Below are 14,405 nucleotides of genomic sequence, written 5' to 3' on the forward strand. Positions count from 1 at the left end.
GGGTGACGCTATGTCGCGGGTGTTGCCCGGCCGTCACTCCGATGTTTCGCCAGTGTTAACGGGGCCCGCATCGAGGGCAAGCCGACCTGCCGGTACGCAACGGGTGACGACGGCATTACTCTGTAGGAGTGAGCAGATGGACCGGTTCGTGGCTTACGGGCCCGCGCAGCGTCCTGGAACCGGGCGCTGATTCAGGCGACGGCACCGCCCAGCGCTTCAAAGGCGAACGCCTCGGCCTCCCCCAGACCGGCCCCGGCTCGATCGCCTCCAGCGGCCGCCGCGCCTTCGCCATCTTGACCGACTTCCTGCTGGCAGCAGGCGTGGCGGGCCTGTTCACCTACCCGGACCTCCCCCGCAACTGGAGCCTCCTGGCCTGGTTCGCCATCACCATCATCGCCGTCGCCTTCTTCGGCTTCACCCCCGGCCACGCCCTCTTCGGCCTCCGCGTCGCCCGCCTCGACGGCTCCCCCATGGTCGGCCTACCAAGAGCCACCCTCCGCACCGCCCTCATCTTCCTGGTCATCCCCGCTGTGATCTGGGACGCCGACGGCCGCTGCCTACACGACAAAGCCACCAACACCGTCGTCATCCGCGTCCGCTAACAAAAACCAAACCCGACGCGAAGCGCGCCACCCACCCACCCACCCCTCCATGTTGGGCGCAGCCCGCCAGCGCACATCCGGCGCGGAGCGCCTGGGGCCTTGTCGGCGCCAGCCGATGCCTGAGTCAGGCGCAGCCTGATGTCTGGCGAAGCCAGATCCCCTCCCGCCCCCGATACACAGCGCCCTCCTGCCTCACCCTCGTTTGTCAAGACAGCTTTATCGTCTTGACAAACGAGGGTGAGGCATTGAGACAATTGCGCGCACGGGGGCCGGGCTTCGCGGGGTGGACACAACGTGCGCCGGGCTCCGTGGGGTTGAGAACAACGCAAGACCAACAAAAAAGAGGCCCCGGTCACCCAGGGCCCCTCCGTCACACCAACCTCAACGCCGCCGCATAGTCCTCTGAACACTCCGCATCTTCGCCCCAGCGGGCATCGGCCCCTTGGGCAACGCCGCCCCCCGGCTCGCCAACGCGTTCAACCGGTTCTCGATCGTGTCCATCTGCGCCGCCGAGATGTTGCGCGGCAGCTTCATCAGGTAGCTCTGCAGCTTCCGCAGCGGGATCTGGCCTTCTTCGCCGCCCACGGTCAGGTCGTAGATCGGGGTGTCCCCGACCACTCGCGACACGCGCTTCTTCTCCTGCGCGATCAGCGCCTTCACCCGGTGCGGCGCGCCTTCGGCGACCAGTACGACGCCGGGCCTGCCGATCACGCGGTGGAGTGCGTCGAGCTGCGTGGTGCCCGCGACGGCGGGGGTCACCCGCCACTTCCCGCGCAGGTTCTCCAGCGCCCACGCCGCGGCACCCGGCTGGCCGTCCGCCTTCTTGAAGACGTTCGCCTGGACCCGGCGGCCGAAGATGACCACCGCGAGCAGCGCGCCGAGCGCGATGCCCATCGGCAGGAACACCCACTGCATGTCGAAGAGGTAGCCGATGCCGAACGCGAGCGCGGTGGCGCCGAGGACGGCGCCGAGCATCAGCGGCACCAGCGCCTTGTCCTCGCGGCGTTGCATCTTGAACGCCTCGAAGATCTGCCCGCGCTTGGCTCGGGATGCGGCGCGCCGCTCCTTCTTCGCCTCTTTGGCAGCCGTCTTGTCCACTTTGGCAGCCTTGTCCTGCTTACCAGCCATGCACACCAGGATACGGGCGCGGCGACTTCCTGTTCACCGCCTCCCACAATCGTTGCCGGACCGTCTGCGAGGATGCTCCGCATGGACCCGCTGCTGGAGGGACTCGACCCGGAACAGCGCGCCGCGGTCGAGGCGCCTCGGGGGCCGGTGTGCGTGCTCGCCGGCGCGGGGACGGGCAAGACCCGCACCATCACCCACCGCATCGCCTACCTGGTCCAGCGCGGGCACGTCGCCCCTGGTCAGGTGCTCGCGGTCACGTTCACCGCGCGGGCGGCGGGGGAGATGCGCACGCGGTTGCGGGCGTTGGGCGTGACGGCCGCGCAGGCCCGCACGTTCCACGCCGCCGCGTTGCGGCAGCTGCGCTACTTCTGGCCGAAGGTCGTCGGTGGCGACCAGTGGCAGCTCGTCGAGGGGAAGCTGCGGATCGTCGCGCAGGCCGCGAGCAAGGTCGGGGCGCCGACGTCGGCGGAGTCGTTGCGGGACATGGCGAGCGAGATCGAGTGGTCGAAGGCCTCGCTGATCACGCCGGACGGCTACCCGGCGGCCGCGGCGAGCACGCACCGGGACACGCCGGTGCCCGCCGACCAGCTCGTCCTCGTCTACCAGGCCTACGAGCAGCTCAAGAACCGCGCGCAGATGCTCGACTTCGACGACCTGCTGCTGCACACGGCCGCCGCGCTGGAGGAGCACAGCGAGGTCGCCGACGAGTTCCGCGACCGGTACCGGTGCTTCGTGGTCGACGAGTACCAGGACGTCACCCCGTTGCAGCAGCGCGTGCTCGACGCGTGGGTCGGGCAGCGCGACGACCTGACCGTCGTCGGCGACGCCAACCAGACCATCTACTCGTTCGCGGGCGCCTCGCCGCGGCCGCTGCTCGACTTCGCCCGCCGGTTCCCCGAGGCGCACGTGGTCCGGCTGGAGCGCGATTACCGGTCGACGCCGCAGGTCGTCGGGCTCGCCAACGAGGTGATCAAGTGGGCGCGCGGTAGGCCCGCGGGGTCGCGGTTGCAGCTGATCGGCCAGCGCCCGGACGGGCCGCGGCCGACGTTCACCGAGTTCGGCGACGAGCCGGAGGAGGCGTCGGCGGTCGCCCAGCGCGTCCGCAAGCTGCTCGCCGACGGCGTGGCCGCGAGCGAGATCGCGATCCTGTACCGGGTCAACGCGCAGTCGGAGGTGTTCGAGCAGGCGCTGACCGAGCTGGACATCCCCTACCAGGTGCGCGGTGGCGAGCGGTTCTTCGCGCGCGGCGAGGTGCGGCAGGCGATGGTGGCCCTGCGCGGCGCGAGCCACGCCCCGCCCGAGGGCGACCTGCCCAGCCAGGTGCGGCAGGTGCTCGCCCGGCTCGGCCTCACCGACGAGCCGCCCGCCGGTGGCTCCGCCCGTGAGAAGTGGGAGTCGCTGCTCGCGCTCGTCGAGCTGGCCGAGGAGCTGGTGACCGTCCTCGCGGACGCGGACCTGGCCAGGTTCGCCGTCGAGCTGGACATGCGGGCCGAGGCCCAGCACCCGCCGACCGTCGAGGGCGTCACGCTGGCGTCCCTGCACGCCGCCAAGGGCCTGGAGTGGGACGCGGTGTTCCTCGTCGGGCTCGTCGAGGGCACGCTGCCGATCATGCACGCCGACGGCGACGACGCGGCGATCGAGGAGGAGCGCAGGCTCCTCTACGTCGGCGTGACCCGTGCGCGCGAGCACCTCTGGCTGTCGTGGGCGCTGGCCCGCGCGGCGGGCGGTCGCAAGTACCGGCGGCGCAGCCGGTTCATGTACGGGCTCGTGCCCGACGGTCACCCGGCGACCCTGGGCACCAAGCGCGACTCGCTGCAGAAGCGGTCCAAGCCGACGTGCCGGATCTGCTCGGCCACGCTCGTCGAGGCGGTGGCCGTGAAGCTCGGCCGGTGCAAGAACTGCCCGTCCGACGTGGACGAGGAACTGCTGGAGCGCCTTCGGACCTGGCGGGCCGGGCGCGCGCGTGAGCTGAAGGTGCCGTCCTACGTCGTGTTCACCGACGCGACCCTCCTGGCGATCGCGGAGGTGCGCCCGGAGGACAACGCCGGACTGGTGTCGATCTCCGGCATCGGAGCCTCGAAGCTGGACAAGTTCGGGGCCGACGTTCTGGGCCTTGTCCAGGGCGAACGGTGAAAATCCATCCGATCGGCAGAGATTTCGTAAAACCAGTTGCACGCCTCCCGCGAGGCCTCGTAACCTGCTGATGCCGGGCACGGAGTGCCCGACTGGGGAAGACAAGAAGACCGACATGGCGACTACGAACCCACTGATGGAGGTGACCCCCGTGAAGACTCTCAACGCCTTCGCGACGCCCGGTTACCTCCCGACCGGGGTCGTTTGCGTGTCGCCGATGGAACTCGCTGCGGGGCAGAAGTCTGCCCGCGTTCGCCACGCCCAGCCGTGGAACGCCGAGCGAGGCCTGCTGCTGATCCAGGTGCCGACCGCCATCACGGGCGTCGTCACCGCTGGCGTCACCACCTCTGACAACTCGATCGATGCGCCGTCCGCGCACGAGCGAAGTAGGACCTGACACAGGACTGTCAGGACTACCTGGCTCACCTAGGCCGCGGACCCGAATCGGGACCGCGGCCTTTTTGCTGTCCCAGAACGAAAAACCCCATCGCAGTACCCGACAGGAGTTCACCTGATGTTGACCGCAACCGTTCCGATAACCGCCGGAACGTTCCCGGAGCCCGCCGACCACGGAGGAGCCGGAGTCGCCTGCTTGATCGACACCGCGCCCGACGCCGGTCTCGACCTGCCCTGCCGCACCAACAACCCCGACCTGTGGTTCGCCGACGCGCCCGCCGAGCTCGAGAAGGCCAAGACGTTCTGCGTCGGCTGCCCCGTGATCGCCGAGTGCCTCGCCGGGGCGCTGGCCCGCCACGAGCCGTGGGGTGTCTGGGGCGGCGAGATCTTCGAGCGCGGTGCCGTCATCGCGCGCAAGCGTCCGCGTGGCCGTCCGCGCAAGGACGCCGCACCTGTTGCACCCGCAGTTCCCGCGGCGCCCGCCGCGACCGTTGTCCGGGGGGCTACCAGCCAGGAGGCCGCCGCGTGACCACGGACCGCATCACCAGCGACGAACTGCACCACCTCGACCACAAGAACCAGGGGATCGGCCGAATGTTGCTCCATGAAGACCTAGCACGTGCCCGAATGCGGGATTGGGAAAATCTCGCTGAACGCCAACGGTTGGCCCACCGGCTGGTCGCCGCGCAGCGATGGCGACGACTGTCCGGTTGGGCCCAGAAGCGAGCGGCGCGCTCCGCCCGCGACCTCTGACAGGTATGACGACGGCCGCTCTCCCGTTTCGACGGGAGAGCGGCCGTCGTCATGGGTACGGTGCGGAGGTGGGACGACACACGCACGACGGAATCGACTGGCCATCCAGGTTGATCGCGATGCGGCGCGCCGACGAGCTGCACGCCGACGCCCTGCGCGTCGTGGCGCGCAGACTCGTCCGGTCCCTGCCCGACAACCCGACCGTCATCGACGTCGGGTCCGGCGCGGGCGGTATGAGCGTCGCGCTCACCGAGGCGTTGTGCGCGCGGGGCGGCGGCACCGTCGTCTTGGTCGACGCCGTGCCCGAACTGCTCGACGCGGCCACCACCGCCGCCCGGTCGGCGGCCACCTACGAGTCGGACACCACGACCACGACGGTCCGGGTGCGCCCGGTGCTGGCCGACATCGCCACCGAGGAACCGACCGAGTTCGCCGAGTCCGCCCACCTCGTGTGGGCGTCGAACGTCCTGCACCACCTCCCCGACCAGCGCGCGGGCGCGGTCAACCTGGTCAACGCCCTCGCCCCCGGCGGCTGGTTCGCCCTCGCCGAGGGCGGCCTGGAGACCCGCTGCCTCCCGTGGGACCTCGGCATCGGCGAACCCGGACTCCAGGACCGCCTCGCCGCCGCCCGCGGCGAGTGGTTCACCCGCATGCGCGAGCAGATCCCCGACGTCGTCCGCCTCCCGGTCGGCTGGAACACCGTCCTGGCCGAGGCGGGCCTGCGCGAGGTCACCGCCTTCAGCTACCTCGTCGACCACCCGGCCCCCACGAAACCCGTGGTCCGCGACTCCATCGAGGACTGGCTCCGCTGGCGCGCCGACGTCACCGGCGCCCTCACCCACCCCGCCGACCGCGCCACCGTCCGCCGCCTCCTCGACCCGGCGGACCCCGCCTACGTCGGCGACCGCGACGACGTCTTCTACCTCCAGACCAACACCGTGCACGTGGGCCGCAGACCATGACCGACACCTGCTCCCGCTGCGGCACTCCCCGCGCCTCGATCACCGACCCCGCTCAACGCCTCGCCTGGGTCAGCCAGACCGACAACGGCACCCGCACCTGGCTCTGCCCCACCTGCGCCCGCGCCCACGTCCGCGACATGGAGTCCAAGCTCCCCATCGACTACTGGTGACCGGCGCGCCGAGGCGGTGATCCGTGGTCCGAGGGGCCAGCTGGTGCGGCTGGCGTATCGGCCTTGCCCCCACACGACCTGGTGCTTGATGTCCGGCAGGCCACTCCGTTGTCGACTCCGATCCACCGGCCCACTAGCCGCCGGTGAGCTGGCGGAGGGCGGCGCGGGGGGCGGCGGCGCCGCGTTTGCTGCCTGCGTCGAGTTCGTCCAGGAGTTCGGTGGCGGTGGCGAGTCCGGCGCGGAGGACGGCGGCGAGGAGTTGGTGCAGGCGGAGCGGGTGTTGTTCGCGGCGGGCGGCGTCGAGGGTCGCTCTGGCGGGGGTGGCCAGGTGGAGGTCGGACCTGGTGGTGGTGGGTGGGCGTCTGGTCGTGCGTTCGAGCAGCAGGAAGTCGTGTCCGTTGAGCCGCTGGTTCGGACGCTGGAGCACGTGGACCCGAGGCGGCAGCGGCAGCGCGGGCAGGCCGTGGGCGTGCAGGGCGTCGACACCGGTGATGACCGACTCCGGGCCTGTGTACAACGCGGCGGCGCGCACCTGTTGAAGGCGGGTGGGGCTGCCCGGAGTCAGCAGGATCACGCCGGGCAGGAGGCGGAGCCAGGGGCCGCCGGGACGGCACCTGGTGTCGATCGTGTACCTCGAAACCCCTGATCGGACCAGGTCCGCCGTGCTGGTCACACCATCTCGCATGGACCCATGGTGCGGCGGTGCGCAGCGCTTCGCGATCAGGAGTCGACAGCCTGTGGATAACTTGTGGAGATGTGGACAACCCCGGTCCGCCGAGTTGCGGCTTCCACGAGCGGAATCCCTGGTGGTGGTCCGGTTTCCGGGTCACCGAACCAGCCCTTGACCCTGGGTACCGGGGCTGTGGACAACTGGTCCGCCCACTAACGCGTTGGCCACGAACATTCACCGGGTTGATGACACGCCGGGCAAGATCCTGGCCCCCGGTCCGTGTTGATCTCACCAATGGCCGACCCGGTCAGAGCACGACGGTTAACCGAGGACGAGGGCCGCAAGCTCCTACGGATCACCCGCCGCGGCAAGCACGAGTCGATCCGGGTACGCCGAGCGACGACCATCATGGCCTCGGCGTCAGGGACCCCGGTCACCTCGATCGCCCGGTTGCTCGCCGCGCACGAGGACACCTGGAAGGACTCCACCGATCCTGACTTCGACACCAAGCTGGACCGGATCGAGCAAGTCACGACCCGGTTCCCGCGGCGGTGCTTCGCCTTCGACCAGTTCGGGCCGCTGTCGATCCGTCCGCACCACGGGTCCGGCTGGGCACCACGGTCCAGGCTCGACCGGTTGCCCCGCGACCCACACCCGCACGCACTGCATCCGCTACTTCCACGGCTGCTACCCGCTGGGTGACGACCACCTCTGGGGTGTGATGCGCCGCCGCACAGGCGGTGACCACAGCCTCGCCGCCCTCAAGTCGATCAGAGCGGTAAGACCCGATGGCGCCCTGATCCACGTGATCCTGGACAACCTGTTGGCGAACAAGCCCCGAAGGCCAGAGCCTGGGCGAAGCGGAACAACGTCGAACTCTGTCCGACCCCGACCAACGCGTCCTGGGCCAATCCGATCGGGGCGCGGTTCGGGCTGTTGCGGACCTTCACGATGAGCAACTCCCACCGCCCCAACCACACCGTGCTCGCCCGCCGGACCCAGGCGTGTCCGCGGTGGCGCAACGCCAATGCCCGCCATCCCGACGTCCTGGCCGCCCAACGTCGCGAACGAGCCCGCGTTCGCAGCGAACGTCAACGACGCTGGGGCTGGCGAGCAGCCTGGACAACCAGGTGAACCCGAGTGGTCACCGGACTAGTCGTCGAAGCCCGGTTGCCAGCGGGCGACGATGGAGCGGGTGGGGACTTCGGCGTCGAGCTGGCAGAGGATGCCGGTGGCGCCGAGCGTGACCCGGTGGATGAGCAGGTACTGGGGTGGGAGGTTGAGGGAGCGGCCGGTGCGGGAGTCGGGTTTGCGCATGTCGCCGACGCGTTCGGCCTGGCCCTGGAGCCACTTGCGGGTGAACTTGAACGTCTCGTTGCGCAGCGGCTCGACGAACGGGCCGAGGTAGTTGAGGACGTCCTCGCCCTCCAGTTCCGTGCCGGGGCGGATGAAGTGCTCGTTGCGCAGCAGCTCCAGCAGGTCGTCGGACCGCTTGTCCAACGCGAGCCTGGTCATGACGCCGAGCGTCCTGGGCAGGCCGTCGGGCAGCCGGGCGCAGGCGCCGAAGTCGATCGCGCGCAGCCTGCCGTCGGCGCCGAGCAGGAAGTTGCCCGGATGCGGGTCGGCGTGCAGCAGCCCGGACCGGCTGGGGGCCGAGAAGTGGAACTCGGCCAGCCGCAGGCCCGCCAGGTCGCGCTGCTCACGGGTGCCCTCGCGGATGATGGCCGCCAGCGGCGTGCCGTCGATCCACTCGGTGACCATGACCTTGGGCGCGCTGGCCACGACCTTCGGCACTAGCACGTGCTCGTCGTCGTCGAACGCCTTGGCGAACGTGCGCTGGTTGTCCGCCTCCGTCCGGTAGTCGAGCTCCTCGACCATCCGGTCGCGCAGCTCCTCGAGCAGCGGTTTCACCTCGGCGCCGGGGATGATCGCCTGCACCAGCCTGCTGAACCTCAGCAGCTGCTTCAGGTCGGCGTTCAACGCCTCGTCGGCACCGGGGTACTGCACCTTTACGGCGACCTCGCGGCCGTCGTGCCACACCGCCTTGTGCACCTGGCCGATGCTGGCCGACGCCGCGGGCTCGTCGGCGAACTCCTGGAACCGCTTCGCCCAGGCCGACCCGAGCTGCTCGGCGAGCACCCGGTGCACCGTGCGCGTCGGCATCGGTGGCGCCGCGGTCTGGAGCTTGGTGAGCGCCTCGCGGTACGGCGCCGCCATCTCCTCCGGCACCGCGGCCTCGAACACGCTCAGGGCCTGGCCGAACTTCATGGCCCCGCCCTTGAGCTGCCCGAGCACGGCGAACACCTGTTCCGCGGTCTTCGCGGTCACGTCGGCGTTGACCTGCTCGGAACTCATACCGGTCAGTCGCTTGCCCCAGCCACCGACGACACGCCCGGCCACCCCTATCGGGAGGGTGGCCAGCTTGGCGGTGCGCTGGACGGCCTTGCGCGGGATCTCGCTCACCCGGTGATTCTCCCCCGCCCGTTCTCGCAGCTGCAGTGGAACGCCTGTCCACCACAAAACCTACACAGCGGCGGCGGGGTGGCCCGCGCTGCCGCAGCCGCAGGACACGTGGGGGTCGCTCGGCCGGCGCTCCAGGACCCCCAGTTGGGGCTGCACCTCCAGGGTCGCGTTCCACGTCGTCGGCGGGCTCAGCCCCACCTCGGCGGGGTCGAGCGCGGACAGCACCTGCCCCACGGCGAGCGCCGCGCACGCCGCCGCCGTGGCCAGGTCGGTGGGCTGCGTCCGGTCCGCGAGCTGCGTCGCGCACGCCGCCCAGGCCCCGTCCTGGTCCGACCGGTGCAGGTGCGCGCAGCGCACGCAGCTCGTCCGCCCCGGCACCACGAGCGGGCCGACCACGCCGATGCCCTCCCGCGCGCGGACCACCAGGTGCTGCGTGCCCTCCAGCATCAGCGTGTTGAGCAGCGCGGGCGGCGGCACCAGCGAGTCGGCCAGCACGACGAGGTCCGGCGCCCCGGTGCTGGTCAACCACCCCGTGCGCACGTCGCCGGACGCCCGGCCGATGGCGTCGACCGCGGCCTCGCGCCGGGGGCGGCCCACGTCGACGTCGAGGTAGCCGGAGCCGGTGTCCTCGGGGCCGACCCGGCCGGCGGCGACGAGGTGCACCCGCCCGACGCCCGCCGCGGCGAGCAGCGAGGCGGTCGCCACGGCGATGCGGCCGTTCCCGTGCACGACGACCGCGAGCTTGTCGCGGGCCGCGACGATCCCGGTGCCCGACCGCCCGGTGCGCAGCGCCCGACTCGTCGTGTCGGCCGTCAGCCGCCCCGGTACCGGGACCGCGTCGTCGACCAGACCGACCTCGGCGAGCTGGTCGAGCAGGTGCAGGAACTCGGCCGGGTCCGCGTCCTTCGCGGCCAGACGTTCACCCAGTTCAGCGACCGTGTGCCTGCCGTCCAGAGCCAGCAGTTCATCCACGAAAGGGGGAGGGAGGTCGTCCACGACGACGGCGTGGCGGGGGTCGGTGCCTATCTGCACCTCGCCCGCGCGGCGCAGCAGCACGGGCAGTCCGGGCAGCACGCGGGGCCTGCGGGAGAGGTCGACCTGGTCCTGGGTGTCGGTGTCCACGGGGTCAGCGTGCTCCCGGATCCGGCGGGCTCAAAACGCCCGTCCACAGGCCCCGGAGTTGTCCACAGGGCGCGGGATCGGGGGTTGACGGGGGTGGTGCGAAGGTGCTGGTGGGCGCCCCCGCAGGACGCCCACCAGCGGGTTCACGTCAGACCTTGGCCTTGCCCAGGATTCGGGTGACCGTGGTGCCGCACGTGGGGCACTTGCCCTTAGCCATCCTGCGGTTGTTGTTCTCGTGGATCTCTCCCGAGAAGTCGCGCTTCTCGCGACACTTCACGCAGTAGCCGTTGTAGGTCTCGGCCACGGGTTCCTCCCTTGCTTTGGCGGTAGCCGCACAGGCGGCGACAGCGTCGTGAGGGCGGGGCGTTCTGCACCGCCCTCGGGGGCCTGCTCAGCACGCTACCTGTGCGGACGTGCGGATGCGTGCATGTCCACCAGCGCGTGTCCAGCCGCCTTTCGGTGGAATCTGCCCGACCGTGTCGCTCCTCACCGCCGCTTGGCGGCCGCGAATTGTCGGTGGCGGGCCTTACCGTTGAGCCATGGCCGAACCGCGGGTAGCCAAAACCCATGTGGAGGTCCGCCGCAGCGCGCGGCGGCGCCGCATGGTCAGCGCGTACCGGGAAGGGGACACGGTTGTCGTGCTGCTCCCCGCCCGGATGAGCAAGGGCGAGGAAGAACACTGGGTGGCGGAGATGCTCAGCCGCCTGCAGCGCAGCGAGACGCGCAGGCGGTCGCCCGCCCGCACGTCGGACGCGGCGCTGCTGACGAGGTGCGAGGAGCTGTCCGGGCGGTACCTGGACAACGACGCGGAACCGACCAGCGTGCGGTGGGTGCCGCCGATGCGGACGCGCTGGGCGTCCTGCACGCCCACCGAGGGCACGATCAGGGTGAGCGAACGGCTGCGGGACGTGCCGTCGTGGGTGCTGGACTACGTGCTCGTGCACGAGCTGGCGCACCTGCGGGTCCCAGGGCACGGGAAGGACTTCTGGGAGCTGGTGCACCGGTACCCGAAGTCGGAGCGGGCCATGGGGTACCTGGAGGGGATCTCGGCGGCCGCCGGGCTGGGGATCGGGGTGGAGGAATAGGGGAGACCGGGGGATTTCGAAACAGGGGTGGATGATTTTTCGTACCGGAGCCGCACATGCGACTCGCCGTTCCGCGTGTTGACGACGTGGGGTGCGCGCGCTTCGCGCCGGTAGGTGGTGTGGACCCGCGACGGGGTTGTCGTCGGCGGTCCGGCAACTGAGCTGATGGCCTAGTAATCGCAGGTCGGCGGGTGTGGCCGACCTGTCCGCCGGGGAACTCGCCCCGGCCTTCCGATTTCCGGTCGAGCGTGAAAAAGGCCACCACGCGGTGCGTGGTGGCCTTTCGGTCGAATGGGGTGACTAGGATTCCGGAGTCGGGTCTTCCGGCTTCTTCCCGGTCTCCGACTCCTTTTCCTCGCGCAGCGTCCGCTCCAGCTCCGCCATCGGGTCCTCGAGCGCCTTGCGGGTGTTGCCGAGGCGTTCGGCGAACTCCAGCGGGTCGTCCAGGTCCGTCGTGGTGGGGATCAGGTCCGGGTGCTCCCACAGGCTGTCGCGCACCTCGATGCCGTGCTGGTCGCCCACGAGCTTCCACAACGCGGAGGCCGAGCGCATGCGCCGCGGCCGCAGCTCCAGGCCCACGAGGGTGGCGAACGTCTGCTCGGCGGGACCGCCGGTGGCGCGACGGCGCTGGAGGGTCTCGCGCAGCGCGGACGCGCCGGGCAGGCGTTCGCCCACGGCCTCCGCGACCACGACGTCCACCCAGCCCTCGACCAGTGCCAGGAGCGTCTCGAGGCGGGTGAGCGCCGCCTTCTGCTCAGGCGTGGTCTGGGGCTCGAGCATGCCGGACTTCATGGCCTCCTCGATGCTCTCGGGGTTCGACGGGTCGATCTGCCCCGCCATCTGCTCGAGCGCGCTCGTGTCGACCTTGATGCCCTTGGCGAACTCCTCGACCGTGTCCAGCAGCCGCTGGCGCAGCCACGGGACGTGGGTGAAGAGGCGCTGGTGGGCGGCCTCGCGGGCGGCGAGGAACACCATGACCTCGCTGGCCGGGCGCTCCAGGCCCTCGGTGAACTTCTCGATGTTGGCCGGGAGCAGGGCGCCGGTGCCCTCGGGGCCGAGGGGGAGACCCACCTCGGTCGAGGTCAGCACCTCGGAGCCCAGCTGGGCGAGCGCGCCGCCCAGCTGGGAGCCGAACGCCATGCCGCCCATCTGGCTGAGCATCGACAGCAGCGGACCGGCTGCTTCCTTCGCCTCGGCGGGCATCGCCTCGACCCAGGCGCCGGACACGCGCCGCGCCACCGGGTCGCACAGCCGCTGCCACGTCGGCAGCGTCCGCTCGACCCACTCACGCGCGGTCCAGCTCTGCACGGCACGGGTGCCCGCGGGCAGCGCGGTCGCCGGGTCCAGCCACATCTCGGCCAGGTGGACCGCGTCCGCCACGGCGGTGCCCTGGTCGGCGGTGAAGCCGATGGCGGGACCGCCCTTGCCCGCCAACTGCTGGAGGGCGATCTGCTTGGCGAGCTCGTAGTTCACCGGACCGGCTGACGCGTTCTGGTTGCTGAACATCGCGCCGAGCTGGCTCAGCATCGCGCCGAGTTGGTTGAAGTCGAAGGGATTGCCCTGCCCGGCCTGGTCGGAGGGCTTGCGGTTGGGGTCGTCGGGGTCCGACGGGCCGAACCCGAACGGCAGGTCAGTCATGCCCACAACGGTACGCGGAGACGCCTGGCGACGCGGCCCAGGTTCGCTGCGAGCTTGAGGACGTCACGTCGTTCACATGCGCAGGTCGTACTCTGTCGAACCGTGAGCGAGCACAGCGAGGGCGGCACCACGGACACCGTCGTCGGCGACGGCGACGACTCGGGTGGCCTGGCCGCGACCCCGCTGCCGCCCCCGCGCGGGAAGTCGGGCCCGACCCGCCGCACCTGGACGCTGCTGATCAGCTTCCTGGTCGTCATCGGCCTCGGCCTGGCGGGCGGGTTCGCCCGCGTGCCCTACGTGGCGCTCGGCCCCGGCCCGACCTACGACACCCTCGGCCAGGTCGACGGCAACAACGTGGTCTCGATCGAGGGCCAGGACACGTTCCCCACCGGCGGGCACCTGACCATGACCACGGTGTCGCTGATCGACGACCTGTCGCTGTTCGGCGCGATGGGGCTGTGGGTGAGCGGCCGGTACGCGCTGGCGCCGCGCGAGGAGTTCTTCAAGCCCGGCGTGTCCAAGGACGAGGTCCGCGACCAGAACACCAAGGCCTTCCAGGACTCGCAGACCAGCGCCGAGGTCGCCGCGCTGCGCTACCTGGGCTACCCGGTGAAGGTGCTCGCCGCCGAGATCACCAAGGGCAGCGCCGCGGACGCCGTGCTCCAGCCCAACGACCGGCTGCGCGTCGTCAACGGCAAGCAGATCGGCGTGGCCGACGACGTGAAGGCCGCCCTGGAGAACACCAAGCCGGGCGACGAGATCGAGCTGACCTACGACCGCGACGGCAAGCAGCAGACCTCGCGGGTCCCGCTCGGCCGCGCCGACAACCGCGAGACCGGCTTCCTCGGCGTGCTGGCCGTGGACCGCGCGGACGCCCCGTTCGAGATCAAGATCGGCGTGCCGGAGGTCGGCGGACCGTCGGCGGGCCTGCTGTTCGCCCTGTCCATCGTGGACAAGCTGACCCCCGGCGAGCTCAACGGCGGCCAGTCCATCGCGGGCACCGGCGAGATCAACGAGAAGGGCGAGGTCGGCCCCATCGGCGGCATCCCGTTCAAGATGGTCGCCGCGCGCGAAGGCGGTGCCACGACGTTCCTGGTGCCCGCCGACAACTGCGTCGAGGCCAAGCAGCAAGCGCCCGAGGGGCTGCGGCTGGTGAAGGTGGAGACGCTGACCGGGGCCGTGCAGGCCGTCGAGGCGGTCGTGGCGGGCAAGGACGCACCCGGCTGCTGACCCGTGGGGAACGCACTCGGGCCCGTGGCCAAGGTCGTGCACCTTGGCCACGG

16 protein-coding genes are annotated in these 14,405 nt (G+C 70.9%); 10 read left to right on the forward strand and 6 right to left on the reverse strand.

Going from position 1 to position 14,405, the window contains the following annotated elements:
* Positions 1–128: 128 nt before the first annotated feature.
* Positions 129–602, forward strand: a complete 474-nt coding sequence (locus tag CLV43_RS46145) for an RDD family protein (protein WP_106196922.1) — start codon at positions 129–131, stop codon at positions 600–602.
* A gap of 381 nt (positions 603–983) precedes the next feature.
* Here CLV43_RS46145 and CLV43_RS46150 read toward each other — a convergent pair whose 3' ends face one another.
* Positions 984–1,730 (reverse strand): DUF4191 domain-containing protein, encoded by a 747-nt coding sequence (locus CLV43_RS46150; protein WP_106196923.1) that lies wholly within the window; start codon positions 1,728–1,730, stop codon positions 984–986.
* A gap of 81 nt (positions 1,731–1,811) precedes the next feature.
* Here CLV43_RS46150 and CLV43_RS46155 point away from each other — a divergent pair, with 81 nt between their 5' ends.
* The 6 genes from CLV43_RS46155 to CLV43_RS48335 all read left to right on the forward strand — a co-directional run bounded on the left by CLV43_RS46155 (position 1,812) and on the right by CLV43_RS48335 (position 6,144).
* Positions 1,812–3,863: an ATP-dependent DNA helicase UvrD2 gene (locus CLV43_RS46155; RefSeq protein ID WP_106196924.1), complete on the forward strand. Its 2,052-nt coding sequence runs from the start codon at positions 1,812–1,814 to the stop codon at positions 3,861–3,863.
* A gap of 151 nt (positions 3,864–4,014) precedes the next feature.
* Positions 4,015–4,260 carry a hypothetical protein gene (locus CLV43_RS46160; protein WP_146175163.1) on the forward strand — a complete coding sequence of 82 codons (246 nt, stop codon included), beginning with the start codon at positions 4,015–4,017 and terminating at the stop codon, positions 4,258–4,260.
* A gap of 117 nt (positions 4,261–4,377) precedes the next feature.
* Positions 4,378–4,788: a WhiB family transcriptional regulator gene (locus CLV43_RS46165; protein ID WP_106196926.1), complete on the forward strand. Its 411-nt coding sequence runs from the start codon at positions 4,378–4,380 to the stop codon at positions 4,786–4,788.
* A complete protein-coding gene (locus CLV43_RS47505; protein ID WP_146175164.1) occupies positions 4,785–5,012 on the forward strand; it encodes a hypothetical protein in 228 nt (75 codons plus the stop codon). The genes CLV43_RS46165 and CLV43_RS47505 overlap by 4 nt, the downstream gene beginning before the upstream one ends.
* Positions 5,013–5,131: 119 nt before the next feature.
* Positions 5,132–5,974, forward strand: coding sequence for a class I SAM-dependent methyltransferase (locus CLV43_RS46170; protein WP_245887527.1), 843 nt, complete (start codon positions 5,132–5,134; stop codon positions 5,972–5,974).
* On the forward strand, positions 5,971–6,144 hold the full coding sequence (locus CLV43_RS48335; RefSeq protein WP_170156311.1) for a hypothetical protein: 174 nt from the start codon (positions 5,971–5,973) through the stop codon (positions 6,142–6,144). The genes CLV43_RS46170 and CLV43_RS48335 overlap by 4 nt, the downstream gene beginning before the upstream one ends.
* 133 nt (positions 6,145–6,277) lie before the next feature.
* Here CLV43_RS48335 and CLV43_RS46175 read toward each other — a convergent pair whose 3' ends face one another.
* Complete coding sequence (locus CLV43_RS46175; RefSeq protein WP_106196928.1) at positions 6,278–6,829, reverse strand: hypothetical protein; 552 nt, start codon at positions 6,827–6,829, stop codon at positions 6,278–6,280.
* A gap of 279 nt (positions 6,830–7,108) precedes the next feature.
* Here CLV43_RS46175 and CLV43_RS49010 point away from each other — a divergent pair, with 279 nt between their 5' ends.
* Positions 7,109–7,516, forward strand: coding sequence for a hypothetical protein (locus tag CLV43_RS49010; protein WP_211304890.1), 408 nt, complete (start codon positions 7,109–7,111; stop codon positions 7,514–7,516).
* 450 nt (positions 7,517–7,966) lie between these two features.
* On the opposite strand, the gene CLV43_RS46185 is transcribed toward CLV43_RS49010, so the two are convergent.
* The 3 genes from CLV43_RS46185 to CLV43_RS48340 form a co-directional block, all read right to left on the reverse strand.
* Positions 7,967–9,277, reverse strand: a complete 1,311-nt coding sequence (locus tag CLV43_RS46185; RefSeq protein ID WP_106196929.1) for an ABC1 kinase family protein — start codon at positions 9,275–9,277, stop codon at positions 7,967–7,969.
* A 60-nt stretch (positions 9,278–9,337) separates the two neighbouring features.
* Positions 9,338–10,399 carry a thiamine biosynthesis protein ThiF gene (locus CLV43_RS46190; RefSeq protein WP_106196930.1) on the reverse strand — a complete coding sequence of 354 codons (1,062 nt, stop codon included), beginning with the start codon at positions 10,397–10,399 and terminating at the stop codon, positions 9,338–9,340.
* A gap of 148 nt (positions 10,400–10,547) precedes the next feature.
* A complete protein-coding gene (locus CLV43_RS48340; RefSeq protein WP_170156312.1) occupies positions 10,548–10,703 on the reverse strand; it encodes a DUF5679 domain-containing protein in 156 nt (51 codons plus the stop codon).
* Between the two features lie 235 nt (positions 10,704–10,938).
* Between CLV43_RS48340 and CLV43_RS46195 the strand changes: the two genes are divergently transcribed.
* Positions 10,939–11,484 carry a M48 metallopeptidase family protein gene (locus CLV43_RS46195; protein WP_106196931.1) on the forward strand — a complete coding sequence of 182 codons (546 nt, stop codon included), beginning with the start codon at positions 10,939–10,941 and terminating at the stop codon, positions 11,482–11,484.
* Between the two features lie 300 nt (positions 11,485–11,784).
* Here CLV43_RS46195 and CLV43_RS46200 read toward each other — a convergent pair whose 3' ends face one another.
* Positions 11,785–13,122: a zinc-dependent metalloprotease gene (locus tag CLV43_RS46200; RefSeq protein ID WP_106196932.1), complete on the reverse strand. Its 1,338-nt coding sequence runs from the start codon at positions 13,120–13,122 to the stop codon at positions 11,785–11,787.
* A gap of 102 nt (positions 13,123–13,224) precedes the next feature.
* On the opposite strand from CLV43_RS46200, the gene CLV43_RS46205 reads away from it, so the two are divergent.
* Positions 13,225–14,352 carry a YlbL family protein gene (locus CLV43_RS46205; RefSeq protein ID WP_245887528.1) on the forward strand — a complete coding sequence of 376 codons (1,128 nt, stop codon included), beginning with the start codon at positions 13,225–13,227 and terminating at the stop codon, positions 14,350–14,352.
* Positions 14,353–14,405: the final 53 nt, after the last annotated feature.

Origin of the sequence: Umezawaea tangerina (genome assembly GCF_003002815.1) — a bacterium.
GTDB classification, from domain to species: Bacteria; Actinomycetota; Actinomycetes; order Mycobacteriales; family Pseudonocardiaceae; genus Umezawaea; species Umezawaea tangerina.

Excerpts from the sequence above, each read along its gene's own strand:
- CLV43_RS48335 (WP_170156311.1), top strand. The coding sequence starts at position 5,971 with ATGACCGACACCTGCTCCCGCTGCGGCACTCCCCGCGCCTCGATCACC.
- CLV43_RS46195 (WP_106196931.1), top strand. The coding sequence starts at position 10,939 with ATGGCCGAACCGCGGGTAGCCAAAACCCATGTGGAGGTCCGCCGCAGC.
- CLV43_RS46165 (WP_106196926.1), top strand. The coding sequence starts at position 4,378 with ATGTTGACCGCAACCGTTCCGATAACCGCCGGAACGTTCCCGGAGCCC.
- CLV43_RS46175 (WP_106196928.1), bottom strand. The coding sequence starts at position 6,829 with ATGCGAGATGGTGTGACCAGCACGGCGGACCTGGTCCGATCAGGGGTT.
- CLV43_RS46150 (WP_106196923.1), bottom strand. The coding sequence starts at position 1,730 with ATGGCTGGTAAGCAGGACAAGGCTGCCAAAGTGGACAAGACGGCTGCC.
- CLV43_RS46200 (WP_106196932.1), bottom strand. The coding sequence starts at position 13,122 with ATGACTGACCTGCCGTTCGGGTTCGGCCCGTCGGACCCCGACGACCCC.
- CLV43_RS46170 (WP_245887527.1), top strand. The coding sequence starts at position 5,132 with ATGCGGCGCGCCGACGAGCTGCACGCCGACGCCCTGCGCGTCGTGGCG.
- CLV43_RS46155 (WP_106196924.1), top strand. The coding sequence starts at position 1,812 with ATGGACCCGCTGCTGGAGGGACTCGACCCGGAACAGCGCGCCGCGGTC.
- CLV43_RS49010 (WP_211304890.1), top strand. The coding sequence starts at position 7,109 with ATGGCCGACCCGGTCAGAGCACGACGGTTAACCGAGGACGAGGGCCGC.